Source organism: Pseudomonas marvdashtae, assembly GCF_014268655.2.
Taxonomy (GTDB): Bacteria; Pseudomonadota; Gammaproteobacteria; order Pseudomonadales; family Pseudomonadaceae; genus Aquipseudomonas; species Aquipseudomonas marvdashtae.
The window spans coordinates 3,145,932-3,171,913 of sequence record NZ_JABWQX020000001.1; the positions used below are offsets into that span (position 1 = coordinate 3,145,932).

The window sequence follows — 25,982 nt, forward strand, 5'->3', positions numbered from 1 at the left end:
TTTTCTCCAGGCAAAAAAAATCCCGCTCGATGGCGGGCTTGGTGTTCCTGACTAATCAGATTTTGTCGGCGGACGACACCGTCGGCGTGGCGGCGATCTCAGGCGTAGCTGGCTCGACCGGCCAGACCGGCGACTCGAACCACCCCGCCTGCGCGGTGACTTTGCCGAGGGCGTATTTGTACAGCTTCCAGGCTTTCAGCGGTGCGGCCAGGGCCACCTGCTCGGCTTCCTCCTCCGGTGTCGCTTCGCCCACCTCAATCCCATAGCCCAAGGTGTCGATGCGATCCTGAATGCGGGCGATCTGCGAAACCGCGCCAGCGTTCTTCTGAGCGAGCACGACTTTCGTTTCCGCAAAGCGCAAGGCAGAGGCTGCCTCATCCTTCTTCTGCTTGGTGATGAGTTGGGACCAGTCGATATTGCTCATTTTTCAACACCTTCAGCATCAGAGAAGCGGTTAGCCGGAATTTCTTCATCATTGAGTGGCAAGGGAAATACGACTGGGCCTTCTGGTACGTTCTCTAAAGGTGCGGGGAACGCTTGAGCTTGGCTGTAGTTCCGTGGGATAGGAAACAACAACGTCAGTATCAGTTCACCCTGCGTACGATCAACTGGACCCGCGAACCAAATGGAGTTAATTGCTTCGCGCGGTAGAGTGTCGCCTTCTCCCACGGGGGAGAAATCGAACCCTTCGCCATTGACGGTCAAAACATCGCCAGCTTTGGTCACCTCGAACGTGTCGTCGCGGCGCTGGGGACTCAATATGATTCTCATCAGTACCACCTGCCAACAAGGGAAAGATAGAAGGTATAGTTTTGAGTGGCGTCGAATCGAGCCCGGACAGCAGCATCGTTGACGGTTCCCACCGCCACGGCGAGTTTTTGCATGGTGTAGGTATTTGTGGAAGCCGGTGCGCGCATGGTGACTTGGCAGCTAGCGTTAGCCGTCGATATCAACGGATACGGGAATGTCCAATTGAACGTACCATCAGAGCCTGCGGTAAACGCCAAACCGGGTTGCAGATACCAACACATTAGAGTCCCATCGGCTAACTTCGTGTATTCACCATTGACAGTGTTCCCGCGTTCAATTACCGCACCAGTTGGGACCCCACCGGACTGTGTAACATTACCGACTATACTAGATTGTTTAAAATTCTTGCTCCAACTGGTCCAAGTGCCGTTATTCAGAACACGTGTGTATTGATCGCCCTGTGCGACAGGCCAATAATCTTGAATAGCATAAGTCGCCGTAACTGTTTTGGAGTTAAGGTAGCCATTTTGGTTTACCGGCAATGTGCCTTGCCCTGTATTAATTGCGACGTAATAAAGGCTGTTCGTGCGGATGCTTTCGATACTTACGGCAGCAACAGATGGTATACCAGCCCCGCCTATCCCATGGTCACCGATACGCATTATACGGCCAATAGTCGAGTCGTACTGACTTGTCGCTTGTGTTCCGGTAGCCGCAGTCCCTAATTCAAAAGCAGTTCGACCGGCCTCTGGGGTTGCGGCATTCATAACAGCTGCCCCAGTCGCACCAGGATTAATTGTGGCTGCCGTTCCAAGCCCAAGTCCATTCCGGGCATCGCCCTGTGTAGTGCCGCCAGTGCCTCCCTTGCTTACCGGCAGGATGTCATAATTGCCAGTGGTGCCCAGCGACGCGAGCTTCACACCGTAGGCGTTCACCAAAGCGCGGAGTTGGTCCGCCGAGTCCTTGACGTAGCCCTGCATCGGCGCCAAAGCGTAAGCACCACCGGCCGCTGTCGGCCCCTGATAAGGCGGATCGATGGCAATCGCGGTGTTACTCGCAACGTTCGTGACTTCATACCATCGGCCATCCGGCCCACGAAACGCATCGCCGACCCGAGCGTTCACAATGAAAGCCGTGCCGGTACCGGTTACAGCATTGGAATTCAGGGCGACGGAAACCGTCCCCGCCTTATACCAGGGCATAGGTATTATCCTTTAGAGTTTTGCGAATACGGCAGGTAAGAAGAAGGCAAACGGGTTGTTCGTGCCGACAGTTAACGCGTACAGGTTCCCTCCTGAGAAGTCCCACCAGCAATAAAGAGACCTACTGAAAGGGTCATCATTGAGCATGGGCATGCTGAAGGTGTTTATCAGCATATGCTCGCCAGCCGGAAAGTTAAAAGCAACTCGATAGTAGTTCCGAGGAACGCCTTGGGCCGTGGTGTCGGTTTTTACATAACTCCAGTTTTGAAAGGACCGCGTGAATCTCGCGTATGGGGTTCCGCTGTCGAATAAAAGTTTGGAATTGCCATCCCACAAACGCATTCCGAACTCCGCCAATGGTGTAGCAGAGAAGCCGCAGGCAAAGTAGGAACCGTTGGGCTGATGCGTGTTAACGTCATAGGCTCTTACGTAGAAGCCTGTCCAAGCTCCGGGAGAGCCGACAACTCGCATCAAACACAACCCAGCTATACCGCTGGTAGCCGAAGGCCGAATAAAAACAAGCGGCGGTTCCTGACTGGTAATTGTTCGAGGAAATGTAGTGATCGAGCCCAACCCTGACTCCAGATTCGGCACATACGAACCCTTCGCCAGAACAACAAGTCGAGTAAACTCGGAGTCCACCGTAACTACGTTGCTATCGTTAGTAAACTCAAGTCCATATGGCATTAGGAAATCCTTATTACAATGAGTCGCATAGTAGAGCTGGTAGTACTGCTGTACTGAGCTCTTCCCCGAATAAAGCTGTAGATTCTGACGGCGTTTGCGATAACTTCGGTTTCAAGCTGCATATCAGTGCCTACGTTATAGCTGCCGATCGGAACGACAAAAGCAGCGCCATTGGTAGGCGTGAGGCCGGGGACCGATATCGTTTGGTAGTTGGCGGAGTTCGTTCCCTTCACAACTCCGCTGTACACCACTCGCATCGTGAACGACGTCTCGTCGAGGGTGACGTTTCCGTTCTCGTCCCAAATCTTCAGCCCAAAGCTCATGCGGAAAGGTCTCCAAGCTGCACCCGTTTAACCCCGTTCTCGTCGTAAACCTTGATCGCGCGATTGGTCATGGTCAGCCTGCCGCCGCCGGGTGCCGGGCCGTTGAACTCCAGATTCCCGGCCTTATCCAGGCGCCAGCCTTGGGAGCCCGCGACGTAGTTATCCGACTGCAACGCTTGGCCGATCTTCAGCATCGTGATGCTGCCGTCCTGGATGAACGCCGAGTTCATGAACACCTGGCCGCCCTGCACCGCGAACGGAACCGAGACGGCGCCGCCGGCAATGCTATTGACGATCGCGAATCGATCCGCGCTTACCAGGAACTGGCTTTGCAACGTACCGCCAACGTTCTCGATCCCGAGGCCGATGCCCGCCGCTACGTACTGCCCGTTTGCATTCAACTGCATCTTCACCGACCACATCGTGCCCAGCTTTCCGCTGGTGTCGGCATAGGCCTCGGACGTCTGTTGGATCGCTGCCGAGTTGTCGCCAACCTTCACGTTCAACTGATCGATCTTTGTCGCCGTCGCCGACTCGTTGGTGGCCACCACCTCTTCAAGCGTGGTGAGGTTCGCCTCGTTCTTGCCAATCTTCGCGTCCAAGGTTGTCAGCCGGCGCGCGGATGCCTCGTTCTCACTGGCTCGAACACTGCTTTCCGTTGCAATGGCGGCGGTGCTGGTCCATCCCTTGATGGCGTCGGCCAGGTCACCCTCCCCGTCGTCTTCACGATAGGACGCCCGAAGCGCCTGGAATGCCGTGGCCTGGGCGGTGACAACTCCGTCCAGCTCGACAATCTCGGCGGTGTTCGTGGCGACCTGCTGCGCCAGGCCGTTTGCAGATTCCACGGTCTGGCCGACATCCAGCCAATAGGCCGGATTCGGCGGTGGCGTGTCGATAGGGACCGGGCCGGTGGCCTGATAGATCCGCTTGCCGGAAACGACCAGGTCGTATTCCTCGTAGGTCGCTTCGGGGTCATAAGCCGATAGGCCATCAAGCGCGTCGATCTGGTCTTGCAGGCCCGGGATCTTCTCGATCTCCTCGCGCAAGTGATCGCTGAGTTCGGTTTCGCCAATCTGGCCCTCGATCATGTCGAGGATCGGACCAGCCTCAGCGCTTGATTGCCCTTGTACGCCGATCCCCACTGGATACCACGGCCCAATATTGCCGATCCGATCTACCAGGCGCGCCCAGAAATAAAACGTCACCCCGGCGGCCAGGCCGAGCAGGGAGAAGTCACTTTGCGGATAAGCCAGGTCGGTGAGTTTGGTCGATGTCTCCTGGCTTGTGGTTGGCCCATACCAGATCTCCGTGCGCTGGGTATCGCTCGCACCATCAGGAAAGCCCCACTTCAGGTAAATGCCGAACAGCAACGGCGTTGCAGTCAGGAACGAAACCGCCGGCGGCAGGCCATCCTTGCCGGTGAGGTTGGTCAGCACCGAGTTACGCCAGATCGACGAGATGTCGAAGGCGCTCACCGCGCGGACGCGAGCCACATAGGAGCCCGCATAGATGCCGACCACGTCCACGTTAGTCGAGCCGGTGCGCTGTACCTTGATCCAATTACCGCTGTCCTTGCGCCATTCCACGTCATAGGCCACCGCCCCCTCCACGGCAGGCCAACTGATTGTCATCGTGGCCACGGCCAACCCCTGGACAATCGAAGAGGTCGACGCGACTGTGACGCTCGCAGGCGCAGGAACGACGGTGATCGGTATCACGCTGATTGGACGCTCTTCCAGTCGGGCGCCGGTATCGATAAAGGCGAACTTGCTCGGCTCGTACTGCAGAGCGCTGATTTCGAAGTCGCCCTCGGTGGTGCGTCTGGTGCGGAGCACGCGATACAGCGGGATCGCCAGATCATCAGCGTCGAGCGCCCATTGAAGCTGGGCCCGAGGTGCCTCGCTGTAAGCCACGGTAACGGTCACAGCCCGACCGGCGACACTTTGCACGGTGCGACCTTCGGCGCGCCCGCCGGGCAGGTTGATAATCAGCCTGTCCCCCGGCTTTGCCAACGTGTCACGGTCCAGGGTCACGACGCGGCCCGCGGCGGCAGAGATGCGCCCACCGATTTCGCGACCAGCCAACAGCGAGTCGGCCACTGGGATGATGTGACCGGGTAGCGGGATTACACCCTCCATGCCCGTCTTGAAGGTGACTGTGCGGTCCAGGTTGTTGCTCAGGATTGCCCACTTGCCCCGGCGCTGGGCCTCGGATGCACGGGTGCAGCCAATGGCGCTCAGTTCTGTTGGCCTGTCACCATACCGACGCTGAAGGGCAAGGTCTGAAAACGGAATGACGTCAGTGTCGTAGTTGTTGGCCGGGTTGTCGTAGCTGACCAGCGCCCGGGTGTAACGGGTCTTCGCCGAGGCGCTGCCGTAGGAGAATTTCCCATCAACGACGTTGGCCCGAGTGAAGACGTAGTCGAAGTCCTGCGCACGCGGCATGTCGGCCTGCATGATCAACTGACCCTGAGCCCAGTAGGTCATCCCACGGTAGATACCGGATATATCCCGCAGCAGCGTCCAGGCGTCAGCCTTGCCCTGCAGGTTCATGTCGCACAGAAAGCGCGGCTCTGTCCCGTCCAGGCCATTCGGCACGAGCTGGTCGCAATACTGGGCGATCCGATACAGCTCCCACTTGTCCACCATGAACGCTTTGATGCGCTTGCCAAGGCCGAAACGGTCCTCGGTGCAGATGCCGTACGTGATCCAGGCCGGGTTATTGGTCCAGGCCAGCTTCATGCTGCCATCCCATGTGCCGGTGTAGGTCCGGCTGATCGGGTCGTAGTTGCTCGGGACCTGCCATTTCCTGGCCTTGCACTTCACGGTGACGGCCGGGATGTTGGTGAATTGCTCGGCGTCAAACTCGATGTAGAGGAGCGCGGTGTTCGGGTAGCGCAGCTTCGCGTCGATGACCTCGGTGAAGCCGGCGATCAGCATCGTATCAGCGATGCGGTTGCTGTTCTGGTTGGGCGTGATGCGGCGCACGCGGATCTGCCAGCCACTGGTTGCCTCGGGCAGATCAACCCGGCGCGACCGCTCGTAGCGGGTTGTGGTCTTGCCGTCGACTGCCTCGGTCAGCACCTGCTGGTAGGAGCCGCCGTCGGTGGCCACGTCGATTGCATATTGAATGCGATAGCCGCCGATATTGCCTTCGTCATCCTGACGCTGAAGCGCTGGCCAGGCGAACCGGACACGCACGGCCGATAGCTGAATGTTCGTTACCGAGCGCACCCACGGCGCATCGCTGCGCAGCTCAATGTTCAGAGACGTCTCGTTTTCTACCGATGGGATACCGGGAATATAGGTCTGGTCAACCGAGCCTGAGCGCCATTCCCATTTCACGTTCGGGAAGTTGACGTTGCCGCTGGCGTCGTTGACCGGTGTGTTGTCTAGATAAATGCTCGACGCGGTAGGCGCCTCTTCGAACTCGCCCTCGCCCACCGCAATGAGAAGCTTCGCCACGTTGGTCGAGCGCAGGTTGTCGCTGGCTTCTGTCGGCTGCTTGGGCTTATTGCTACCGCCCTTCTCGCCGTGGATGTCGATCTGCTGTGCTGCGCCCATGCTTTCCTCCAGGCGAAAAAAAACCGCCTCATGGGCGGCCTGCTTGCTGCGTTCGGTTTACGTTTTGTCTTCGGCGTAGATCGATGCGGAGACGATCATTCCGCCCCACCGCCGATCTCCTATGCATATCGGGACGGGGTTGCCGCTGGCCGTGGTGTTCTTGGCGCTGCCGAAGGCATAGGACGGGGCGTTCTCCGGCCCGGCGCTCTGCTTGAGGCCGGATGCCTGCGGGCTGAGCATCTGGATGACGCCGCCGGCGACGAGAGCAATACCCACCGGGGCCAGAGCCTGGAATCCTGGAATAAAGGAAGCGGCAATCAGCACAGCGCCGATGATCGTCTGAAGGAGCCCGGCTCGCTTACTGCCGGAAATAACAGGAACAATCCGAATCTCCTCGGCGCCACCCAGTGCGAACTCCTTTTCCGCGACATTCTTCCGGTTCCGAAAGATTGCGAACCTCATGCCTCGGCGCTCCAAATCCTTGATAGCCACGTCGAAACCATCAAGCGTGCATTTCAGCGCTTTGAACGCTTCACCGACCGACTTACTCCCAAGTTCGCGACGGTGGACCCGTCCAAACAATTTGATGAGCGGACCCGAAAGCAGGATGGTGGTCATTGTTGGATGGCTGTAATTGATCGCTGACACGGTTTTCTCCGAGCATGAAAAAGCCGCCCGGAGGCGGCTCGGTGTACTTCATTTCGTTTACAGACAGCCTCTCACTGCCTGCTCCATATCGCCCCGCCCATATCCGGGGGCCCAGGCCATGCGCTGGTACAGCTTTACAGCGCTGCCCTTGGACGTCTTGCGGATGCTCAGCAATTCGTCGGTCATGTTGTTGGTCGCTGCGATGAGCCGGTAGCCATACTCCGTTTCGGACATGGTCACGTCGCTGCGCGCGTCCTGCCATCTCGGGAGCACGCAAAGCGCGTAACGCTTCGGGTCCTTCGCTGTGCTGGCTGAAATACTTGGATCCTTTGACTCCAGGTCGCCCGGGGAAACACACCCCGCCAGCAAAGCTACAGCTACCGCGCCTACGAACAATCTCATGGGGTCACTCCTGTGGAAGATGGCAGCAAGATATCACCCCACAAGCTGTCTGAGCATCCAGCATGGACGAAAGCCCAGTAACTGGATTGGATCCGATAGTAGTAGCGTTGTGCCTCTAACCCGCAGCTGTGAGTGACCACATGCCTTATTTGACGAAGGAAACTGCCAAGTACTTTTTAGAAGAAAACTCGAAGCCTACCTTATTGGGTGGTGACCCGTGGGGCACGACATATGCGATTGGAGCTGACGTTCCGGTATCAGGGATTTACCGGTGCACAGGCTGCGGCGATGAAATCACCTCGAATAAAGGTCAACCATTCCCGCCACAAAACAGCCACCAGCACGACTCGATCGCAGGCGTTGCCTGGAAGCTCGTTGCCCGGACTAAGACGAAGTAACTGAAACCCAGTCCTTCGCCTGCAAGCCCAAGGACTGGGATTGCGCCAATATCGGCGCGGATAACGCAAGGAAAGTGAAAATGAGTGACGGTTACGTAATTGAACCAGACAAGGCAATTTTGCAACTGACAAACGCGGTCATGGCGCTGTCTAGAGTTTTGGCGCAAGTCGCACCCGAGCTAACACAAGGCAATCTTGCGATGGCTGTTGAAGGGTCTCGCGCAAACGGTCATGGCATTGAGTTGGTTGAGGAAATCTACAAGACAACCTTCCCGAACGCTAAGCCTACCGTGACTCTTAGTCCCGAAGAGTTTGCTCGTAAGCAGCGTGAACTGGGCCAGTAAGCTTCAATCCGGTGACGGCCGCGCTCAGCACCAGGGCGCCGTTTATATAGACATGGCCGTCACCACCCACCACGAATGGAACACTGGTTGGCGATAAGCTGGAGTTCTTCGTCTGCATCTCGGTCTCCTGCGGCTCTGCCGCATTATTTTGATGGTCGTGCATCTTTGTGCCTGAGGATCAGGCGTGTTCTGTCGAGCCATGGACCGCCAAAAACGATGATTTCGCTCGGGCGCCCGTATAGGTGATGTAGCAGGAAGGGCCCAGGCCCGAAGGTCGCGGCATCCTCGCCAGGAAGCATCGGATCGGCACCGAGAAAAATCCCGGCGTGGTTCGGGTGAACCGTCCGGCCGACCTCCATCACGATCATGTCGCCGTGTCGTGGCTGGTCGACCCGGTAGAAACCGGCCGCCTCGTAGTTCCCCTCGTACAGGCTGGTGTTGTCCTTGCTCTCCCACCAGCCGTCGGCGCGCTTGAATGCTTCGAACTCAAGCCCCCATTCGCGCTTATACCAATCGGCGCAGACCTGCCAGCAGTCCCAGGCGCCGTGGACGAATGGTCGCTTCAGCAATGGGGTCTCACCGGTGGGCACCACCGTCCGCAAGTCGCCCTCCGGCCAGCTAAGGATGTGCCAGGGTATTACTGTGGCTTCGCACATCGCCAAATCGCGCGGCGAAGGTCGGCTGGTGGCGTCCGGGTGCGAGTGAACGATGCCGATCACCTCGCCCAGGTCTTCAGCCGCTGCGTATTCCTCCGGATCGATACGGAACTCTTCGTTCGGCTCGGTCGCGGTGTTAGTGCAAGGGAAGTACTGCTGCTTCCGGCCCAGGGTCAGCAGCAGCCCGCAGCACTCTTTCGGGTACTCGGCCGCCGCGTGCGCCTGGATCGCGCTCAAGATGTGTTTTCGCATGGTCAGCTCCGGGCGATCAAGGAAACAGCAGGGAATCCGCCAAAGGGCAAGGCGTTGCCCTCGCCGAAGCGCGGGATGCATCCCCGGCCCAGCGTGGCATCACATTCGTCCAGCTCAGGGTTATCGGTGACCACCCCATCCTTTGTCACGTAGGGGCCTGTGTAGCCACAGTTCGGCCCCCGATACCCGCCAGTGAGGCACCAATGGCACAGGGTCGTGGCCTGGCGCCCGATGGACTCCCCGCCCACGTCGCCCGGACTGGCAAGCTCCCAGGTGACCGTCTCCCCGTCCTCGTTCGTCTTCTGGTCGATGTACCAGACCTCGATCGTCTCCTGGGTTGGATCTGCCGTTGGGTTGCCAGCCGGGAAGTTCACCGCGTCGAGGTAAGTGCCCAGCGTGTGACGCATGGTCAACTTGAACTCAAGCAGGTCATCGAAGGCCAGGCAAAGGGCTGTGATCCGGCCATTGACGTTACCCACTGACAACGTCGGGCGAATCGCCGTCCCGTCGCCGTTGGATTCGATGCCATCAATCTGCATCGGCCAGGCGCTGTACTCGTTGCCCTGCCAGTAGATCGGTTTCGCCGGCAATTCATCGGCAGCAGCGCCGGCAGCGATCAGCTCGACCTCGGTGTGCGGAATCGCGTGCCCATGGAAGCGCAGGATGTCCGCGCCGTAGTCCGAGCCATCCAGCTCAAAGAGCAGTACTTCGCTGCCAGGCTCGAGAACCTGGATGTCACTGATCAGCGGCATGGTTGCCTCTTATGGATGGAAGGCCCGCGTGAACGTGGCCGTCAGTTTGAAAACACCGCCCCCCACCGGGGTTGGCACAGGATTGACGCAATCGAAAAGCCCCAACTCACCGAGCGGGGTTGTCCAGAGGAAAGCCTTCGTGCCTGCGTGCCGGTCCAGAAAGCCCATGATCTGCAGCACGCTGGTCTTCGACCCGGTGTAGGTGATCGGGTAGGAATCTTCCTTGTTATTCGGCCCGTCGCCGGCGGTCTGCTTGTAGCCACTGCCGAACCGGGTGGTGCGCACCCGATAGGTAATATCGGGGGCGTCTCCGTGCTGGGTGGGCCAGGTGAACGTTTCGATAGCCATCAACCCCTCCCGTTGATAACGCGCCAGATGGCGCCGCCTGGCTGCAAGCCTCGGGCGATTGCCGTTTCGGCTTCGGTCTTGGCCGCTTGCTGAATGCCCCTGCCAAGCTGCGTTGTGTCTTCCGTGGTGGTAGCGCCGCCGTCACCGGTGGTCTGGACAGAAACTGCCACGGGGAAGTTGTAAACGTTCCCGCCACCACCGCCTCCACCGCCAATAGCCCTCACACCCAGTTGGCCGCCGGCCGTGCGGGTCAGCGGCATGATCGCCTCTTCCCCAGCCTCGCCCATAACACCTACCCCGCCACCGGCCATACCGAACGCTGTCGGCTTGCTCACGATGGAGTTGGTGAAGGCTGCGCCATTGGCGAACATCTGCACGCCGCCCGACCAGGCGCCGCCCTTGGCCTGAACGCTGCCTGGAGTGAATCCCGATAGGTCGCCTGAATACCCGGCCTGGGTTGAACCAGCAGAAGACGCACCACCAAAGTACGAACCAGCAGCGGATGCTGCCAGGCCGAACAAAGCACTGAGCCCTTCAGACGCCGCAGTCCTTGTCGCGATTCGCGCCATATCGGCAAGCACGGATTTCGTGAAATCACCAAACGACAGCTTCCCGGTCATGGCGAAGTTGACGATGGCGTCTTCCATTGAGCTGAAGGCATTGGTGAACAGATTTTTCGTCTGCCCAGCCACGTCCCGTGCCGACTCCAGATAGTTCTGCCACGCCGACGATGCGCCTGCGCTCCAGCTACCCTGGGCGTCGGTCATGTCGTTGAAGTTGGCTTGAACAGTTTCGTGCAGATCCTTCTGCGTCGCCTTTAGTGCATTGAGTTTGGCGGTGTATTCGTCAAGGCTCATGCCCCGGGAGCCATCGCCGTACTGATTTGCCAGCTCCAAACTCTGCTGATTGAAGCGATCATCAACGGCGTTCTGCTGATCCGTCAGCCCGCGTTGCCGATCGCCTTGACCGAGGCCAGATGCCGCACGGATACCTTGCTGCCGAAGCGTATCGACTTGCTGTTGCAACGCACTGGTGTACGTATTGACGGCCAAAGTCTGCTTGCGGAGCCGACCTTCTTCGTTGGTTGCAATGATCGAGAGCTGGCTGTCCGTTTCCTGCTGAGCCTTGACCATTGCCGACCGGGCATCACTGATCTTTTGATCGATCTGGATGATCTGCGAAGCGGTAGTACCCTTTTTGGCCTTGGCCGCCTCCAGTGCCGCTATTTCAGCCTCATAGCCCTGAGCAACTTCGCCGGCTTCCTGCTTCAGCAGGCTGACGCGCTGCTCGGTGTAGCTGGCCTGGCTGATCACTCCGGCTCGCTGCGCTGCCTCCAGTTCCTTCTCGGCGCTGTTGTAATAGGCGAGTGTTTCGGCAAGAACGTTTTTTGCTTCGTTAAAACCGGTCAGATTGACGCTGCCGGCCGACGCCTTCGGGTCCTTGAATTTGGCGTTGATATTCGCAATGTTCTTATCGATCGCCGACTGCTCGAGGCGTGCGTCGTTTGGGCTGACTTTGCGAATATCTTCGAGCTGTTTCTTGTAATCCTTTACCGCCTCGGCGCGCTTCTGCTCGTTGGTCAGCGATGACTTCGTGAGCGAATCGATTTTCGCCATGGCCGAAACGGCGCTCAGTTGCGCCTTTGCCTGCTCGCCCTCCCACTTGGCTATGTCGGCCTCAGCGTCGCGCTGGTCCTCCAGCATGCTCAACCGGCTCGCGTAGAGGTCGACCATCTCCTGCCTGTTCTGGAACAGGCCGACATCGCCGGATTGCGCAGCAGCCAGGTTCCGCTGGGCCTGCTCGATATCCGATCCGATATCCTGACGACCCAAGTTCTTCAAGCGGTCAGCAGCTGCAGCTACAGCGTTATAGCCCTTCTCCCAGAAGCTCAGGTTTTCAAGAATCTTCGGCGTGCGCTCGTTGATTGCATCCGCATATTGCTCGGTCGCCAACTTCACGGCGCCTGCATGGTCGCCCTGCTCTTCCAGCGCAGCGATTTGCGAATAAACCGAGGCGGTCAGGTAGTGGTATTGCTCATTGAGCGCGGCGGAGGCCTTGACTGGGTCATCTGCCAGCTTTTTGAACTCTGCGATAGTGTCGCCGACAGCCTTGCCTGTGGCTTCCTGCATCGAAATGGCGGCCTGGGCAATGCCTACGAAACTTTCTCCAGCGATCTTGCCGCTGCCAGCCAATGAGGCCAGAACATCGGCAGCCGCACCGGTTGTGCCAATGGTGGCGCTCACCTGGCGAGCCATATCGCCAAGCTGCCCGGCACTCACGCCTGCATAGTTGCCGGTCAGGGTCAGTGATTCATTGAAGCTGTCCTGCTCTTCGCTGCCCTTGTAATACGCCACACCGAGAGCGCCGACGGCTGCTGTCGCCAGGGCAATTGGAGCCAGGATGGCAAGCAATCCCGCAGCGGATGCGCCAGCACCTGCGCCGAGCTGGGCGACAGCACGAACACCGCTCCCCCAGTCACCCGAAGACAGCGCGTTGCCGAGCTGAATTACGTTTTCCTGAGCCTGGCGCGAGCCGAGCCTCAGCTTGTCGAAGCCGCTGGCGGTCTTTTCGAGCTTGGCGTAATCCTTGTCGATTTTTCCCAGCGATGCGTTGTACTGGTCCTGGCTGATCCGACCAGCATCCAGATGCTTACCGAGATCCTCAACCTGCTTATCCAGCTTCGCCATGGCGGCGCGAGCCGGATCAATGGCGCCCAGCAGGCTGTTCAGCGCCTTTTGTTCGTCCATCGTGGACTTGGCAAGGGCGACCTGTTGCTTGTCGAGCTGGGCGGTGATCTTGGCGAACTCAGCCTCACCATACGCGCCGGTCTTGGTCAGCTTCGCCAGGCTGTCGCGCTGCTTGCTCAGTTCCTGCGTGGTTTTCGCCCCTTTCGACAGGGACTTCTCTAGCGCATCCATCTCTTGCATCAGGCCAACAGCGGATTGCTCCGCGCGCTCACCGGCCCTGGTCATCTTGTCGAGTTCGACGGTCGCCCGGGCGGTGTCAGCTGAGTCGACGCGGATTCCGAGCTCTGCGATATTCATCAACTCACCCTGAATAAGTGCCCGTACTCACGGGCGGTTGTCACGCATGTCAGCTAGTACCGCGAGGGCTTCCGATTCCATCACGCGGATATCCTGAAAAACTGTCTGCCGTTCCTTTGCAGGCACGCCGACCAAGCGCATAACGCTGGGCAGCACGCCGTAGTCGAGGCCAGTTACGCCGCACGCACCGGTACGCCATTGCGTCCCCATGGCATCCATGACGAGAAATGAGAGCCAAGCATCCGGCCAGACCTCAAACGTCTCGTCATAGTCTTCGGGGGAGAAGCCGAACACGGCCAGCTCTTCGGCAGTGGCGGCAGGCTCGTAAAGCGCCCGGGCGGCGGCCGTCAGTTTCCCAAGCGAGCCTTGCCGAAGGCGTCGCTGTAGGCTTTCACCACGGCATCAGAAACACCGACGCAGCTCTTCACCAGGGCAGTGATGGATTCATCGTTGAGCTTGTCGCCGAAGCCCCAGGAAACGACCAGATCCCGGATTTGATCGACACCCTGCTCCACTTCCGCCGCGGTAATCTCCGAAATGGTTGGCTCAGTGCCATTGAGCCGATCGTTGAGAACTTCAGCCTTTGCCTTCCAGGTATCGAACAGTTCAGCCAAGGCGGTGCGGTCGCGATAGTGGAAGGTAAACGGCACCATGGCCGGCTTGCCGCCGACCTGAGGAATTGCTACGTCGACCGTGAAGGTTGGCTTCGGCGCAATAGAAAACTTTGGCATGAGGCCTCCTTAGGCGTTGTAGCGCATTGGTCTGGACGCGAACGATAAGGTGATGGTTCGGGTCATGATGTTGTTTCGGCTCAGCGTCGGCGTCGCAGTGATCGACACGTAGGCGTAGTAGAGGATGGTCGAGCCAGACGGGAGATTTGCGCGAATCAGCCGCGGCTCCTTGTCTTCGTCCGCAGCCTCAACGACCGCAACGAACGGCTGATTGGGATCATCTGCCACCGGCAGCGTCATGCTGCTGGCCGATTTGGTGGTCGGGAGTTGACGGTCGTCGTCATCTTCCAGAAACCCGTAGGTCAGGAACTGCTGCTCACCGCCGTTGGCGGCCGGCTCAGTGATCTGGGAAATTTGAATGAAACTGGACGCAGCTCGGACAGAGCCGGCACCAGAACCAGCCGGGAAACTCTTAACGCTGGTAGTGTTGATCCCTTCCGCGGCGAAGTCGCCGACATCGGAGTCAATGACCCGAGCCGGACGGCCGTTGAGTTTCGCCCAGCCCGAGTCAACGACGATGATGTCGCCATCAGTCAGGCCATGGGCCGCTGCGGTCAAGACGGCCGGATTGGCGTTGGAAATTGCAGTGAACGGCTTCGCAGCGCTCATGACGCTGGCGATTTCAAAGGTGGTGCCGTTGGGAATCGAGACGCTCATGGGTTTTCCTCTGTGCAGAAATGACAAAACCCGCTCAATGGCGGGTTTTTGGGTTGCCCAACGGGCGGATTAAGTAGTGTCGGCTCGGTACTGGAACGACACGGGCAAGGCGAACGCCGTGTCCTCAGTTTGTTCGGGGCCTGGCTCAACCGGAGTCATGATCAGGGCTGTGAGGCCGTTGCGAATCAATCGGTCGTTGAGGGGATATAGCGCTGCAATTTCGTCGGCGATCGTCTCTGCGCCGGCGGGACCATTGCCCGTCGGCGTCACGATGGTGATTTGAAACAGCCCGGTGTAGAGCCGGTGCGCACCGGCCAGGTCGTTGCTGTCGGTTCCGGCGGGTAGCAGGAACGCCCTCAGATACGTTTCACCACTGTTGGGGGCGAATGGCACGTTCTGGTAGGCGATGCGCATCGTCGGTGTTCGAGCGGATGCCCAGGCTTTCAGGCGCGATTCCAGCAACGCGCGGATTATCTTGTGGCTCATACCTGGTTGTTCCTGATGGCCTCCAGCACGATCTGCTGGAAGCGGGCCACGGTGATACGGACCATGCCACCCGGGGCCTGGGTCGAATGCCCGAACTCAAGCGGGATGGCGTACGGTAGGTTGTTCACGATGAAAGCCGTCTGCCCCGCTTTGAATTCAAGCGCACCATTGACCAGCCTAGCCGTGGCGGTCTCGCCCGTCGGGTCCGGTTTAATTCGGAAACTGTTGTCCGGAGAGCCGATGGAGAAATTCCAGTTCCCACGGAACCGACCGCCCACATAATCCTGACCGGCAACCAGCCCGTTCACGTTGAAATTCTGGTCTCGCTCGGTCTTGGTCAGCGGCTTGGCATACTTCACGCCACGCTTGAGCTTTCCTGCCTTTGTGAAGTTGCTGTCGGTCAGGTTAATGACGGTGTTTCGAGCGGCAACCTTGAAGTCATAGTCATCAGCTGCCCGTGTACTGGCCTGTCGGTGAGCGACGTTTGCCGCCCATATTTCCGGGTTGCCGACCGGCGACATACGGATAACGCTGCTACCGATCTCGATGATGATCTCCCGCAGACTGGCATCGATGGCTTCGGTTGCTTGCTGGGCGAATTCCGCCAGACTCAGGGCGAAGCTGCCGGACTGGCCTGTTCCGCGATTTGCCATATCAAACCCTCAACTGGACCGTCCAGGTCGCGCCCGCAGGATCCTGGCTAACGTTCAGGGCCCGCTTGCCTCCGATGACATCGCCAATTTCAGGCGTCGCCACGGTAGCGGTCGGAACGCCCAGCAGCGTGATGAATAATTCGTTCTGCAGGATGGTGAGCTTCTCGTCGGTCGTCTGGATCAACGACCCGTCGATTTCTTTGCTGAGGTAGCTGCCGAAAATGCCACGCCCTGCATAGTTGGTGATGACTTCAGGGATAGTCCCAGTTTCAGGGTCATATTCGCCCTGCACTTTCCGAACCCCGACTACAGGCTTCACGGCATCGGCCAGGCCATCCGGGTCGTCAAACGCCTCGGCCAGTTCCGCCTGGATCTCTTCGCGCATCCCCATGGTTAGATCCTTTTCAGCATCATCACGCCTGAGCGCTTGATCCAAGGGGCCAGAAGCGCCATGGCGAAGTTCACGCCCGCGGACTGATCGGTAGAGCCGGCCACGTAGGTCTTGCTGACCGAGGTGCCAGACTGAGCCGAGACCGTCTTGCTCTGCACTTCTTTCTGCGTGGACGTGTACAGCTTGCCCGCCGCTGCCTCTTTCGCGACCTGAGCGCCAGCAAGCTTAATGGCTTCAGGGGTCGGATCGGCAACAGGTCGATTAATCTTGGCCGTGAGCCAGGCATTTGCCATGGACACAGCAAGGACCGGATCACCGGTACCGGCCCAGTCAGGACCCAACAGGGCGTCAACATCGGCAACGGTGATGAAGTCGGTCATGTACTTGTCCTTATTCCTTCGGCACCAGGGCCTGGAGGTCTTCTTTCAGGGCGTTGGATTCGAAGGCGATGCCATTGCGGGTGAGCCATTCTTTCAGCTCGGGGACCTTCATTTTCAGGGGATCGGTTTCCGGCGCGTTCTGCTCCGCCTGCAGTGCTTCAGCGATTTCGTCTTCAGTGCTGCGTGAGGCGTAGCCTTCTGGCGGGTAGTTGCTGGCCTTGTAGCCAGCAGCGACATATTCAGCCACGGTCGGGCCATCAGTGCGCAGGCCGTCGGCATCCGCTCCTGTGACCTTGATGCCAGCCCGCTTGTACGCGTCGATGATGTTCGGATTGTCGCCCTGGACGAATACATCCGTCGCCGCGCTGATGACGCCGAAGAACTCACTGAGCAGGCGATAGCAAACCCCAGGCTCATTGCCGGGCTTGTCGGTGTAAATAACCTTCATGATTCTCTCCATGTCGGCCAGGGCGCAATCAAGCGCCCTGCCGAGGCTGAGTTACGGGGTGACGGTGCCGCTGATCACGGCGGCGAAAGGAACCTGCTTGCGGTCGAAGACGCGCTCCCAGTTCGCAGCAGCCGCGTACTGAGTAGCGGTCGGACTGAGGTTTTGGTTGTTGCTCCCTTTCCAGCTGAAGCCCGCAGGTTGCAGGATGAAAGTCTTACGCTCCCAAAGCACTTCAGCGCCACCACCATTGCCGCCGCCTGGCTTACGCTCCAGTTCGACCGGTACGGCTGGAGTGCCTTCGCCGTAGCCGAACGCGCCTTGGCCGAAGAGCACCGACAGGTAACGGCCTGCGCCGTAAACGAGGCTGTCGTCCATGAACACCGGCTTGCCCAGGTAGGTGGCCAGAATGATGCGACCGTCAGAGTCCCGCAGGTACTCGATGAGGTCCTGCTTGACCATCTGGTTCATCACGACCGAGTGCACGCCGATCGCGGAGAACACGTCAGCAGCATCACCAGAAGTGAAGGCAGCATCCTGAAAGGCGCCGGCGCTGATGGTCGCACCCGCATCCACCACCATGTCACCGGCGTTGTTCGCGATGTTCGATGCGATCACACCGCGAGCCGCGCCAAGCAGGTAACGCTGCCAGCGGCGGGTCCAGTAGGTGCCGAAACGGTTGCGGATGTGCTGCATCGGCTCGGTGTTGGCCAGCTCAGACGTCAGGTCGGCAACGCCGTAGCCTTTGTTGAGGTAGAGCGTACGGGCGCGCATGCTGCCCTGCTCTGCCTTGCCGACTTCGCCCAGGTCATCCGGGTTGTCGTTGGAGATGTTGGGCTCTTCGTCAGCGTCCAGGTCCTGCCAGTAGCTAATTTCCGAGGTTCCCTGACCGTTCTGCGCGATGGCGTCCAGTTCAGGCGATTTGACGATGATCCCGGACTCGAAGACCGCAGTCTTTTCGGGGGAGTTTACCGGCGCGATAGTGCCGTAATAGTCGGCGACAAAGATGTCCGCCAGTTGGGTCGTTGCCATGGATTAGGTTCCTTTGGTGGCCAAGAGTTTTTTGAACGCATCTGGGTTGTCACGGGCCAGCGCTGCGCGCTCGGACTCCGTGTACTCGCCCCACTTCTTCGTGGCCTTGCCACCGTTGTCGCCGGTCTGCCCGGCACCCTGAGCCCTTGGCCAGAGGTGTGTTGCTGTTTCACGCAGCGATTCCGCCCATTCGAGCGGGGACAGCGGGGTTTTCCCGTCCTTCCCGTAAACGACCTCGCCATCACGGTCAGTGGCGATCGCCTCGCCGTCTTCACTGAGTTTGAAAGTGCCCCGGGCGCGCAGGATGATGTCCTCGGCAGCCTCAGGGAGCGCACCGGCCTTGATGGCGGCGGCGCGGATTGAGTCGGCCAGGACTTTGTCGCTGTACTTGGCGGCGAAGGCCTCGGCCTTGTCGGCCCGCTCTTTCTGAGCGGCCAACTGTTTGTCGTAATCGGTGCGCAGGCGCTCGGTGCGACGGGTGATGACCTCGTCGAGCTTGCCTTCTGCGATGAGTTTGGTTTCCTCATCCTGGCCGACTTTGTTCAGCAAGCCCTTCACCGCATCGATGTCCAGGCCTTCGAACTGGGTCTTGAAGCCGTCCAGCTCGGTCTTGGTGGTTTTGAGCGAGCCAAGCAGCTCGGTGTTTTTGTTCTTGAGGCCTTGAGTCGCTGCTTCTACTGCGGCAGCAATGGCGGTTTTGACTACTGGATCTTCAAGATCAATCTGGTTTTCGTCTGCCACTTGGTGCACCCCTTGGGTTTGTTTTCCCGCTTTGCGGACATAAAAAAACCCGCGGGCCTGTGCACGCGGGTTGAGCAAAGAATTTAGTTGTAGCTATACCGTATGGTCCGGTATGAGAACCTGAATCAGGTTAGACTCATAAAGATCAGACTCTCCAATAAGGCCTGTATAGCCCCAAGCCTTTAGCTCGCGGATCCGGTTTTTCAACTCGAACGCTTCAAGCCTTGGATCAAAGGTGACTTCATCGAAAAGACGGTTAGTGTCGAGTGTTACAGGTAGCACTTTGTCCTGTGATCTTGGTGGTCCGGTAAATACAGCCACCAATCTAACTTCGTCCTCATGAGCGAATCCAGCCCTCTTCATCATGAGAAGCTTTGCTCTGTTAACGGGATCATGGAAGACATTCGGCCCTTTCCCCCCTACTTCGTTCGCTATGTGCTGAATAAGCTGTGGTTTAGCGAGGTATCTAACCTTTCCGATAAAAGGGACCGCATGTTCTTGAATTTCCAGGCCGTGAATCAGCGCAGAGAAAAGTTTTCTTGGAGTGCTTCGGACGCGTACACCTTCTTCACCTGGATATAGATTTCGCTTATGGCGGGGATCTTTTACTACCCGTGAATAAGCACGCAGCAAAGTGTCAGAATCCATTGTTGCAGACCAGCTTTGAGCAAAAATGGGATGGAGTCCATTGCCAGGAAACATCTGCGGCCCCATCTTTCCGCCAGAAATTCGCTGTACGGCTATTCGGCTTTCAATAACTTCGAATGGATCCTCCCAAAAAGACGGAGGGACCAACGTAATGCACCGCAACCTCAGGGCCTCTTCCAGCGCCCATTGCGGGAAGATCCTATAAATCGGCTGATCAAGGTCATTGATATCCAAAACATTGTCTAACATCACGTTGTCTAAATTTTCGCTTGCCCCGCGGATCATCCTGAAGTTCCCGTACTGAATGCCAAGCCCTATTTAACGACTTGTAGCCCCCTCAACACCAGATAATCGGCGAACTGCGTCCTGCTCGGTGCATACGGTGGAGGTCGAAGCATGGCGCCAGGGTTGCCGCGCAGCAATGTCACGCGCTCCCCGTCTTTTTCGGTGCCGAAGGCAGGCTCAGGAATACCGAAGCCGTTATCCGCTGCGTACAGCTCTACTGCCAGCCGGAGTTGACCCCATTCAATTTCGAACGGGACAAACGTTTCAGACAGAATTTCCATTCCAACCCTGCACTGCCGCCGAGGCCAGGCCATCGCCTGCGCGTCTCGCGTCTTGGCGCCCTTCCATTCCATGGCGTTCATGTCGGCAGCAGCACGCAACAGCAAGGCCTTCTGCTCGTTTTCAGTAGCAGGAAGCGGGAAGCCATAGTAATTGCGGTAGAAGACCAGCTTCTCCAACGGCACAAAGCTGTTTGCGTCCGGTCTTCCTGTTCCATCTTCGACGATGACAAGCATAGGTAGGCTCAGCCTGATTGAACGCCGAGTGTAACGCCTGCTCGGGTGAACATGTCAGGCTCGAGTTCCTTGAGTTGAGCCAGGGTCAGCGGCTTGAATGACTTGTCAAGCTGCAGTTTGGCGAACTTTTCCGGCGTCAGGCCGCCGTTGCGAAACAACTTGCCGCGTACCGGCCCCAAGGCATGATCCTGAAAGCTCGCTGGTTGCGTTGCCAGCCACTCGTAATAGTTCAGGCTTGCGTCGACCTGGGCCCCGCCGTGGTCGCCAACCGAGGCGCGCGTGGCATCCTTGGCGAACATCTCCGAAATCCTGGTTGTCGGTACCGTCGTCGACCGGCAGTTGATATGCGCCGGCGGCAGCGGTCCTTTGCCAAGATCGAAGCGCATGCCATCCAGGCCCTTGCATTGCTGCGAGGTTTTGCGGTCGAGCGTCGACACCCAACGATAACCCAGCACCACGTCGCTGTTGGCCCTCAGCGTCCCCATTCGTGCCGTCGTGGCCACATGCTGGATTGCCGTCTGCACCACAGCAGCGGCATTGCGGTTGCTCACCGCCAGGACGCCATCCGTGAAGTTCTGCGCTGCGGTGCCGCGAATCGCCTGGATAATCTGGGCGTTTGTCTGCCCCTGGCCGAAGCCGAGCCTGATGGTGTTGGTGACTCGCATAGTTTCGGTTCGGGTCCAGCCGCTCAGGAAGCTTTTCAGCAGCTTGCCACCGTCGATCCCCTTCACCTGCAGCGGATAGGAGAACACTGCCGCGCGGATCACCGTGTTTGTCGGCACCACCGCGTCGATGGAGAGCGCATTGCTCAGGCTTCTGGCTTCAAAACTCGACTCGTACAACGCGATGTCAACCAAATCGGCTTGCACCAGGTCGCCGTAGGCCTTGTAGATGTCCAGCAGCTTGCCGTCCACGCGGCCGAGAAACTGCTCAAGGCGGTCCCGGCTGTAGGTGGTCAGCTCCTTGCGGGTCAACTGCTCCCGCACTAGCTTATCGATCTGGCGCAGGTACTTCTCGAACTTCTTGACCTCGCCAGCCTTAAGCCGCTCGATCATCACCGAGTGGCGGGTCGTCTGCTCTATTAGCTGGCTGTCCACCTGCGCCAGGTTTGTCGTCGGCATCGTCTTTGTCCAAGTTGATGCCGGCTGACTCACGCTCTTCGCTGATCAGATCGGCTTCTTCGTTGTATGGGCGCTCCGGCAGCTTGCCCGTGGTGAGGTACTGCCAGTAGGTGTCGGCGCTGATCGTGCCCGCCATCACCCCCTTGTGCAGTTCGGCGAGCACCTGGGCATCTACTTCAGGCATCACAAACTCTGGCGTCACCTTGAACGCGACCTGCTCCGGGTCGTAACCCTTCCACTCGGCGGCGTACCGCAATGCCTGCTCCACCGCTTCTGCCACCGTGATGACAATGCTGTGCAGCGTGGCGTGCTGGTCGTTCTGGCGAGTTTTACGAGCCTCCCCTGACTCAGTGCCGCCCACATCCATGACCTTGGCGCCAGCTTCAAGAGCGGCGTTCTTCTGGTCGTCCATGGCCGTGCGAACCGCTTCAATGCCAGCCCCCTGGAACTCGAGATAGCCGCACTTGCCATTCGGGCCTAGATCCCATGCTGCCGATGGGCCGGTTACGCTCAGCTCTACCGAATCATCAAGCCCGGAAACCCATGGTTGTGGGTGACTGGTCTGGTGCAGCGCGGTGAAGTAGTCAGCGCTGAGTTGGTAGGATTTCAAGGCGGCCCGCGCCATGGTCAGCAGCGGCACCTCGTCCACTTCAGGCGAGTTGTCTGTCGAGCCGCAATAGATCACCGGCAAGTAATACAGCCCCTTGATCAGGCGGGCATCAGCACCGGTGGTGCCAAGCGGCCTCAGGTCTTCGATAGTCGCGCCATCTTCCCCCAGTACTTCGCTGTGGCAGACGTTGTCGATCATCTTGAAGACGCGATAGACCATCTTGCTGTCGTGGTCGTACTCATCCTCCTTGTTGTCGCGGAACTCGAGAAACACGGAGAGGATCAGGTCCTGACGGCCGCCCTGGCTGCCTACCTTCCAGTTGATGGCGTTGCGAGTGGCATAAGTCGAGAAATACGGCTCACCACCCTCATCGATGTTGACCACCAGCGGCACCCGGCCATGGGAAATAGCCTGGCGCACCATTCGAAAGAACAGCTGCTTGAGGCCGAAGCCGTCAGAGGTGGCGTTTTCCTCCAGCCCCCGCATGCCAGATGGAAGCTTGATTTCGGGAATCAACCGCGATACCAGCCCCATCATCGAACGCAACGCATCGCGGACCCAGTGCTCGTACTGAGCACGGGCCGTGTAGTTCTCATACAGGTATTTGTTGCCCACGCCGTCGAGCTTCTCAGCTTCGGTCATGCCGCTGGGCTTGGGTAGATTGCTCTGGTTGCGCTTGACTGCGCATTCGCCCTCGAGCGCATCGTCCATCATTTTCCACTCGGCGATGTGCGCGTCGTAGTCGGGGTTTGTCGATTGCACTGGCATCAGGCCAAGCCTCCAATTCGGCGTGTTCCGCCTGTGCGTGTCTTGATCGGGTAGCGCTTGGCAATGAAGTAGCCGGGTGCGTCCACCAGGTGGTCATAGCCGGCCTTCTTGTCGGGCTCGCCCTTGTCGGTGTAAATCTGGCGCTCTAGGCACTGCGTGTATTTCGGGCACTGGTCGACGTTGACCAGGTAGCGATGCTCGCCGTATGTGTTGGCGAACATTGCGCACATGGCGTTGACGCGGTCCTTCACCGCGGGGTTTGTCGAGTCCACGACAACGGTGAAGCCCGCCTTCTTCAGTAGTGACAGGTCCGACTCGCTTGCGCTCTTGCTGCTGGTGTTCTGGCCGCTGGCGTCCGGGTAGATCGCAATACTGTGATCAGGAAACCGAAGCTTGATCTTCTCGATCATCTCGGGCGTGTCGCGCACCTCCGAGAACTCGCTGAGCGCCAAGGGCAGATCGTCACGAATGACGTGCACCACGGCCGCCATCTTCATAACGTTGAAGTCCATGCCGATGTGTAGCGCCTCACCGCGCTTAATCGTCTCGCTGGTGCGGTTCGCCTCACGGTTGAACGTGTAGTAGACGACGCCCTGGTAGTTCTCAAAGCTGGCCTCATACTCTTGCCGGAACGTCCGGGGATCCATCTTGCGACGGGCAGCCTCGATTTCTTCCGGCGGAACGTTGCCACCATCGAGTGACGTGTAAAGCCAGCTACGGTGGTCAGGCTCATGTCCTGGCTTACCGTCTTGAAACGTGTCGTAGCAGTGGTTGAATCCTTTTGGCGTGCCAATGCGCAGCGCATGGCCGCCCTTTCGAACTTCACCGCTCGGCAGTGTGTAGGTGCAGGTGGAAAGCATCGGCCGGATGACTTCTTCCCATGCCGCATATTTGCAGTCGGCCCATTCGTCCACAAGGATGAAGAACAGACCCGAACCACGCAGATCGTCGTAGTTCTCCAGACCGACACACCGGAGCAAGTGACCGCTCTTCAGCGTGATCAACATGTCCGTTTCGTTCGGCTTGGTCGCCAGCCAAGATTTCGGGATGGCCTGCTTCAGCCTGCGCCAGAAAACCCGACGGGCCTGCTTCTGTGTCGGCGCGGCGTACCAGATTTCATCCTCGACGCTGACGTTCCAGGCCGCAGCGAGCTTCGCGGCCCGACGCATTTCCGCCTTGCCCAGGAAGGTCTTGCCGAACCGACGGCCACACACCGCGTCGCGGAAGCGCGCCTCAGGCTGGAAGCCCCAGCAGTAAATGTTCGCCTGTTTCGGCGTCAGCGCGACCAGCCCATCAGAGATACGGGCTGGTAGGGACATCTTCGTCAGGCCTCAGTACGTATTCAGCGGCAGGTTCGGCCCCCGCCTCTGATCCAGGGGGCTTGATCGGTTCAAGGCGACGATTCACGAAGACGTCCCCCACCTCTTTGGCGGCCTGCTCCAGTAGTTGGGCAGTCAGCGCCATGTTCTTCATGTTCTCGGCTTTCTCAGCCATGCGCCCAAGCGTGCGGAGGCGAAACGCACGGTTGGCAATCGGTATGTCCGCGGTCTCTTCGCGGAAACGCTTTCGGGCAGCATGGAATAGCTCCACCCACTTCGCGCCAAGCCCCTGCCCTGCATACTTAGTCGGGTCGTGCGATTCACACTGCTGACGACTGATCTCTATGCCGAATTCCGTCTTGACCGCTGTCACCACCTGAGATGGCGTATCAAAGCAGGCAAGTGCCTGAACAATGAAGGCTTTGACCTCGCTTCGTAGTACTGCCATATGGGGTTCATCCGTCAAAACCTGTCACAGAATCAGGCCAACTTGAGCAGACAGGTTCCGCAGGCCCTCGCAATGTTCAATTTCCCCACCTCAGCAGGACTGTTTGCAGCATCCACCAACGCTTGAACGTCAGGGCTCGCACCGTAGCGGCGGACCACACCAACGAACTCTTCAACGTCGTGTCCGCGCATCTCGAGCTTGGGCAATCCTTCCTGGGTGAACTTGGGCTGGCCGTATCCATCCCGTGCTTGGGCTATGTGGTACAGCTCATGCTCTACCAGGGCGCAGAAGTCTGTGTCACTGCACTGGGCGCAGTAGTCGGCAGCCAGGGTGATGATGTAGGCCGGCACACCGCCGAACCAGTCACGCATCTGCTGCTCCATCCGGGCCTTCTGCCAGCCGCCGGCACGGAACGCTACCTGCTCAGCCTGGCCTAGCACTGTCCGTCCCTGCTTCTCGAAGCTCGACGAGGCCCACATGACGCGGATGTCCGCATCCAGTAGGTGGGCATGGTCTTCGTTGTGAATGCTGCCGGTATCGGCAAGGATCTCGGCTTGGAGCCATTCCCACACCTCTGGGGCCGGGGTTAGGTGGATGCCAGTATCGGGTAGATCGGACAACCCAAGCAGTGACATCGATGGCTGCGGTCTACCCATGTTTTTACTCTCATAAAATTTCATCACCCAGCATCAGTCCAGTTGAGCGATGTGCCCTTCCTAGCTTGTGGCGATAAGGCATCAGGGGTAGGGTTGCTGGTTTTGTCACAGGGGAAAAGAGTGAACAACACCACGAAATGGATAATAAGTACTGTTGTTGCAATTGTGATTGGATGTGGAGGCGGAGCGTTCGCATACCTTCAATATTCGTCGCAACAATCGCGGGAGATAGGGCGCACCGAGGCTGAAAATAGTTATCTGAGAGAACAAATCGCTCAGCTTAAACAAGAAAAAGAAAAGCTCATCGTCGAGTTGAACGCTTGGGACTCGGCATACCGTAAGATTGACACGGAACTGTCAACTACCAGATTGAGGCTCGCTGCTGTACAAAACGACGAATGCGAAGCAATCTGGGGCGAGGTTCTAAGCCTAGAAATTACCGCAAGTAGAGCTGATGGTTGGAACTACAGTTTGGAGCGAAAGCAGGAAGTACAAAAGCAGATCTCAGAAACTAAAAAAATTCATCAGACTTGCCTTTCTTCCAGGAAATAAAGCTCGAGCCAGGAATTCTCATATGAGATTACGATATGAAGTACAAACTGATAAAGACATCAAGAACGGGAGATGGACAGGCAAGATCGTGTACACCGTACTAGACATGCAAGATTTCAACGCACCTCGGGTAGTGGTTTCTCACGACACCAAAGAGTCTGCCCGTTCACATTGT

The 25,982-nt window shown here is 58.4% G+C and carries 31 protein-coding genes; 2 read left to right on the forward strand and 29 right to left on the reverse strand.

Annotation, left to right across the window (positions count from 1 at the left end):
• Window positions 1–55: 55 nt before the first annotated feature.
• Genes HU742_RS14030 through HU742_RS14065 form a run of 8 tightly spaced genes read right to left on the reverse strand, consistent with a single transcriptional unit; the run spans window position 56 to window position 7,575 of the window.
• Window positions 56–424: a phage tail protein gene (locus HU742_RS14030; protein WP_186642853.1), complete on the reverse strand. Its 369-nt coding sequence runs from the start codon at window positions 422–424 to the stop codon at window positions 56–58.
• A complete protein-coding gene (locus HU742_RS14035; RefSeq protein ID WP_186642854.1) occupies window positions 421–771 on the reverse strand; it encodes a hypothetical protein in 351 nt (116 codons plus the stop codon). The genes HU742_RS14030 and HU742_RS14035 overlap by 4 nt, the downstream gene beginning before the upstream one ends.
• The gene (locus HU742_RS26800; protein ID WP_225923575.1) at window positions 771–1,952 is read right to left on the reverse strand and encodes a pyocin knob domain-containing protein; all 1,182 of its coding nucleotides are present in this window, start codon (window positions 1,950–1,952) and stop codon (window positions 771–773) included. The genes HU742_RS14035 and HU742_RS26800 overlap by 1 nt, the downstream gene beginning before the upstream one ends.
• Window positions 1,953–1,964: 12 nt before the next feature.
• On the reverse strand, window positions 1,965–2,639 hold the full coding sequence (locus tag HU742_RS14045; RefSeq protein WP_186642855.1) for a hypothetical protein: 675 nt from the start codon (window positions 2,637–2,639) through the stop codon (window positions 1,965–1,967).
• Complete coding sequence (locus tag HU742_RS14050; RefSeq protein ID WP_186642856.1) at window positions 2,639–2,962, reverse strand: hypothetical protein; 324 nt, start codon at window positions 2,960–2,962, stop codon at window positions 2,639–2,641. The genes HU742_RS14045 and HU742_RS14050 overlap by 1 nt, the downstream gene beginning before the upstream one ends.
• Window positions 2,959–6,525 carry a TipJ family phage tail tip protein gene (locus HU742_RS14055; protein ID WP_186642857.1) on the reverse strand — a complete coding sequence of 1,189 codons (3,567 nt, stop codon included), beginning with the start codon at window positions 6,523–6,525 and terminating at the stop codon, window positions 2,959–2,961. Before HU742_RS14055 ends, HU742_RS14050 begins: the two co-directional genes overlap by 4 nt.
• Before the next feature lie 57 nt (window positions 6,526–6,582).
• Window positions 6,583–7,173 carry a tail assembly protein gene (locus HU742_RS14060; protein WP_186642858.1) on the reverse strand — a complete coding sequence of 197 codons (591 nt, stop codon included), beginning with the start codon at window positions 7,171–7,173 and terminating at the stop codon, window positions 6,583–6,585.
• 57 nt (window positions 7,174–7,230) lie between these two features.
• On the reverse strand, window positions 7,231–7,575 hold the full coding sequence (locus HU742_RS14065) for a hypothetical protein (RefSeq protein ID WP_039012506.1): 345 nt from the start codon (window positions 7,573–7,575) through the stop codon (window positions 7,231–7,233).
• A gap of 478 nt (window positions 7,576–8,053) precedes the next feature.
• Here HU742_RS14065 and HU742_RS14070 point away from each other — a divergent pair, with 478 nt between their 5' ends.
• A complete protein-coding gene (locus tag HU742_RS14070; protein ID WP_186642859.1) occupies window positions 8,054–8,317 on the forward strand; it encodes a hypothetical protein in 264 nt (87 codons plus the stop codon).
• Between the two features lie 143 nt (window positions 8,318–8,460).
• On the opposite strand, the gene HU742_RS14075 is transcribed toward HU742_RS14070, so the two are convergent.
• The 21 genes from HU742_RS14075 to HU742_RS14175 all read right to left on the reverse strand — a co-directional run bounded on the left by HU742_RS14075 (window position 8,461) and on the right by HU742_RS14175 (window position 25,255).
• Window positions 8,461–9,225, reverse strand: a complete 765-nt coding sequence (locus tag HU742_RS14075; RefSeq protein WP_186642860.1) for a C40 family peptidase — start codon at window positions 9,223–9,225, stop codon at window positions 8,461–8,463.
• 2 nt (window positions 9,226–9,227) lie between these two features.
• The gene (locus HU742_RS14080; RefSeq protein WP_186642861.1) at window positions 9,228–9,977 is read right to left on the reverse strand and encodes a phage minor tail protein L; all 750 of its coding nucleotides are present in this window, start codon (window positions 9,975–9,977) and stop codon (window positions 9,228–9,230) included.
• 9 nt (window positions 9,978–9,986) lie between these two features.
• A complete protein-coding gene (locus HU742_RS14085; RefSeq protein ID WP_186642862.1) occupies window positions 9,987–10,325 on the reverse strand; it encodes a phage tail protein in 339 nt (112 codons plus the stop codon).
• Window positions 10,325–13,369, reverse strand: coding sequence for a phage tail tape measure protein (locus HU742_RS14090; protein ID WP_186642863.1), 3,045 nt, complete (start codon window positions 13,367–13,369; stop codon window positions 10,325–10,327). The genes HU742_RS14085 and HU742_RS14090 overlap by 1 nt, the downstream gene beginning before the upstream one ends.
• 27 nt (window positions 13,370–13,396) lie before the next feature.
• Window positions 13,397–13,669 (reverse strand): DUF1799 domain-containing protein, encoded by a 273-nt coding sequence (locus HU742_RS14095; protein WP_186642967.1) that lies wholly within the window; start codon window positions 13,667–13,669, stop codon window positions 13,397–13,399.
• A 47-nt stretch (window positions 13,670–13,716) separates the two neighbouring features.
• Window positions 13,717–14,100, reverse strand: coding sequence for a phage tail assembly chaperone (locus HU742_RS14100; RefSeq protein ID WP_186642864.1), 384 nt, complete (start codon window positions 14,098–14,100; stop codon window positions 13,717–13,719).
• A gap of 9 nt (window positions 14,101–14,109) precedes the next feature.
• The gene (locus tag HU742_RS14105; protein ID WP_186642865.1) at window positions 14,110–14,757 is read right to left on the reverse strand and encodes a phage tail protein; all 648 of its coding nucleotides are present in this window, start codon (window positions 14,755–14,757) and stop codon (window positions 14,110–14,112) included.
• A 69-nt stretch (window positions 14,758–14,826) separates the two neighbouring features.
• Complete coding sequence (locus HU742_RS14110) at window positions 14,827–15,243, reverse strand: phage tail terminator-like protein (RefSeq protein WP_186642866.1); 417 nt, start codon at window positions 15,241–15,243, stop codon at window positions 14,827–14,829.
• Entirely contained in the window at window positions 15,240–15,896 is a 657-nt protein-coding gene (locus HU742_RS14115) for a hypothetical protein (RefSeq protein ID WP_186642867.1), read from the reverse strand. Before HU742_RS14115 ends, HU742_RS14110 begins: the two co-directional genes overlap by 4 nt.
• A 1-nt stretch (window position 15,897) precedes the next feature.
• Entirely contained in the window at window positions 15,898–16,287 is a 390-nt protein-coding gene (locus tag HU742_RS14120) for a hypothetical protein (protein ID WP_186642868.1), read from the reverse strand.
• Between the two features lie 2 nt (window positions 16,288–16,289).
• A complete protein-coding gene (locus HU742_RS14125; RefSeq protein WP_186642869.1) occupies window positions 16,290–16,667 on the reverse strand; it encodes a hypothetical protein in 378 nt (125 codons plus the stop codon).
• Between the two features lie 10 nt (window positions 16,668–16,677).
• The gene (locus tag HU742_RS14130) at window positions 16,678–17,115 is read right to left on the reverse strand and encodes a HeH/LEM domain-containing protein (protein WP_186642870.1); all 438 of its coding nucleotides are present in this window, start codon (window positions 17,113–17,115) and stop codon (window positions 16,678–16,680) included.
• A 51-nt stretch (window positions 17,116–17,166) separates the two neighbouring features.
• Window positions 17,167–18,144: a major capsid protein gene (locus HU742_RS14135; protein ID WP_186642871.1), complete on the reverse strand. Its 978-nt coding sequence runs from the start codon at window positions 18,142–18,144 to the stop codon at window positions 17,167–17,169.
• 3 nt (window positions 18,145–18,147) lie between these two features.
• Window positions 18,148–18,885, reverse strand: coding sequence for a hypothetical protein (locus HU742_RS14140; protein WP_186642872.1), 738 nt, complete (start codon window positions 18,883–18,885; stop codon window positions 18,148–18,150).
• 93 nt (window positions 18,886–18,978) lie between these two features.
• Complete coding sequence (locus tag HU742_RS14145) at window positions 18,979–19,818, reverse strand: hypothetical protein (protein WP_186642873.1); 840 nt, start codon at window positions 19,816–19,818, stop codon at window positions 18,979–18,981.
• 29 nt (window positions 19,819–19,847) lie between these two features.
• The gene (locus HU742_RS14150; RefSeq protein WP_186642874.1) at window positions 19,848–20,333 is read right to left on the reverse strand and encodes a DnaT-like ssDNA-binding protein; all 486 of its coding nucleotides are present in this window, start codon (window positions 20,331–20,333) and stop codon (window positions 19,848–19,850) included.
• 8 nt (window positions 20,334–20,341) lie between these two features.
• Window positions 20,342–21,454 carry a minor capsid protein gene (locus HU742_RS14155; RefSeq protein ID WP_186642875.1) on the reverse strand — a complete coding sequence of 371 codons (1,113 nt, stop codon included), beginning with the start codon at window positions 21,452–21,454 and terminating at the stop codon, window positions 20,342–20,344.
• On the reverse strand, window positions 21,372–22,832 hold the full coding sequence (locus HU742_RS14160) for a DUF4055 domain-containing protein (protein ID WP_186642876.1): 1,461 nt from the start codon (window positions 22,830–22,832) through the stop codon (window positions 21,372–21,374). Before HU742_RS14160 ends, HU742_RS14155 begins: the two co-directional genes overlap by 83 nt.
• On the reverse strand, window positions 22,832–24,151 hold the full coding sequence (locus HU742_RS14165) for a phage terminase large subunit family protein (RefSeq protein ID WP_186642877.1): 1,320 nt from the start codon (window positions 24,149–24,151) through the stop codon (window positions 22,832–22,834). The genes HU742_RS14160 and HU742_RS14165 overlap by 1 nt, the downstream gene beginning before the upstream one ends.
• Window positions 24,126–24,599 (reverse strand): DUF2280 domain-containing protein, encoded by a 474-nt coding sequence (locus HU742_RS14170; RefSeq protein WP_186642878.1) that lies wholly within the window; start codon window positions 24,597–24,599, stop codon window positions 24,126–24,128. Before HU742_RS14170 ends, HU742_RS14165 begins: the two co-directional genes overlap by 26 nt.
• A gap of 32 nt (window positions 24,600–24,631) precedes the next feature.
• A complete protein-coding gene (locus tag HU742_RS14175; RefSeq protein ID WP_186642879.1) occupies window positions 24,632–25,255 on the reverse strand; it encodes a putative metallopeptidase in 624 nt (207 codons plus the stop codon).
• Between the two features lie 120 nt (window positions 25,256–25,375).
• Between HU742_RS14175 and HU742_RS14180 the strand changes: the two genes are divergently transcribed.
• Window positions 25,376–25,807 carry a hypothetical protein gene (locus HU742_RS14180; RefSeq protein ID WP_186642880.1) on the forward strand — a complete coding sequence of 144 codons (432 nt, stop codon included), beginning with the start codon at window positions 25,376–25,378 and terminating at the stop codon, window positions 25,805–25,807.
• Window positions 25,808–25,982 lie beyond the last annotated feature (175 nt).

Coding starts and splice junctions, on each gene's coding strand:
- HU742_RS14030 (WP_186642853.1), bottom strand. CDS start 424: ATGAGCAATATCGACTGGTCCCAACTCATCACCAAGCAGAAGAAGGAT.
- HU742_RS14035 (WP_186642854.1), bottom strand. CDS start 771: ATGAGAATCATATTGAGTCCCCAGCGCCGCGACGACACGTTCGAGGTG.
- HU742_RS26800 (WP_225923575.1), bottom strand. CDS start 1,952: ATGCCCTGGTATAAGGCGGGGACGGTTTCCGTCGCCCTGAATTCCAAT.
- HU742_RS14045 (WP_186642855.1), bottom strand. CDS start 2,639: ATGCCATATGGACTTGAGTTTACTAACGATAGCAACGTAGTTACGGTG.
- HU742_RS14050 (WP_186642856.1), bottom strand. CDS start 2,962: ATGAGCTTTGGGCTGAAGATTTGGGACGAGAACGGAAACGTCACCCTC.
- HU742_RS14055 (WP_186642857.1), bottom strand. CDS start 6,525: ATGGGCGCAGCACAGCAGATCGACATCCACGGCGAGAAGGGCGGTAGC.
- HU742_RS14065 (WP_039012506.1), bottom strand. CDS start 7,575: ATGAGATTGTTCGTAGGCGCGGTAGCTGTAGCTTTGCTGGCGGGGTGT.
- HU742_RS14070 (WP_186642859.1), top strand. CDS start 8,054: ATGAGTGACGGTTACGTAATTGAACCAGACAAGGCAATTTTGCAACTG.
- HU742_RS14075 (WP_186642860.1), bottom strand. CDS start 9,225: ATGCGAAAACACATCTTGAGCGCGATCCAGGCGCACGCGGCGGCCGAG.
- HU742_RS14080 (WP_186642861.1), bottom strand. CDS start 9,977: ATGCCGCTGATCAGTGACATCCAGGTTCTCGAGCCTGGCAGCGAAGTA.
- HU742_RS14085 (WP_186642862.1), bottom strand. CDS start 10,325: ATGGCTATCGAAACGTTCACCTGGCCCACCCAGCACGGAGACGCCCCC.
- HU742_RS14090 (WP_186642863.1), bottom strand. CDS start 13,369: ATGAATATCGCAGAGCTCGGAATCCGCGTCGACTCAGCTGACACCGCC.
- HU742_RS14100 (WP_186642864.1), bottom strand. CDS start 14,100: ATGCCAAAGTTTTCTATTGCGCCGAAGCCAACCTTCACGGTCGACGTA.
- HU742_RS14105 (WP_186642865.1), bottom strand. CDS start 14,757: ATGAGCGTCTCGATTCCCAACGGCACCACCTTTGAAATCGCCAGCGTC.
- HU742_RS14110 (WP_186642866.1), bottom strand. CDS start 15,243: ATGAGCCACAAGATAATCCGCGCGTTGCTGGAATCGCGCCTGAAAGCC.
- HU742_RS14115 (WP_186642867.1), bottom strand. CDS start 15,896: ATGGCAAATCGCGGAACAGGCCAGTCCGGCAGCTTCGCCCTGAGTCTG.
- HU742_RS14120 (WP_186642868.1), bottom strand. CDS start 16,287: ATGGGGATGCGCGAAGAGATCCAGGCGGAACTGGCCGAGGCGTTTGAC.
- HU742_RS14125 (WP_186642869.1), bottom strand. CDS start 16,667: ATGACCGACTTCATCACCGTTGCCGATGTTGACGCCCTGTTGGGTCCT.
- HU742_RS14130 (WP_186642870.1), bottom strand. CDS start 17,115: ATGAAGGTTATTTACACCGACAAGCCCGGCAATGAGCCTGGGGTTTGC.
- HU742_RS14135 (WP_186642871.1), bottom strand. CDS start 18,144: ATGGCAACGACCCAACTGGCGGACATCTTTGTCGCCGACTATTACGGC.
- HU742_RS14145 (WP_186642873.1), bottom strand. CDS start 19,818: ATGATCCGCGGGGCAAGCGAAAATTTAGACAACGTGATGTTAGACAAT.
- HU742_RS14150 (WP_186642874.1), bottom strand. CDS start 20,333: ATGCTTGTCATCGTCGAAGATGGAACAGGAAGACCGGACGCAAACAGC.
- HU742_RS14155 (WP_186642875.1), bottom strand. CDS start 21,454: ATGCCGACGACAAACCTGGCGCAGGTGGACAGCCAGCTAATAGAGCAG.
- HU742_RS14160 (WP_186642876.1), bottom strand. CDS start 22,832: ATGCCAGTGCAATCGACAAACCCCGACTACGACGCGCACATCGCCGAG.
- HU742_RS14165 (WP_186642877.1), bottom strand. CDS start 24,151: ATGTCCCTACCAGCCCGTATCTCTGATGGGCTGGTCGCGCTGACGCCG.
- HU742_RS14170 (WP_186642878.1), bottom strand. CDS start 24,599: ATGGCAGTACTACGAAGCGAGGTCAAAGCCTTCATTGTTCAGGCACTT.
- HU742_RS14175 (WP_186642879.1), bottom strand. CDS start 25,255: ATGGGTAGACCGCAGCCATCGATGTCACTGCTTGGGTTGTCCGATCTA.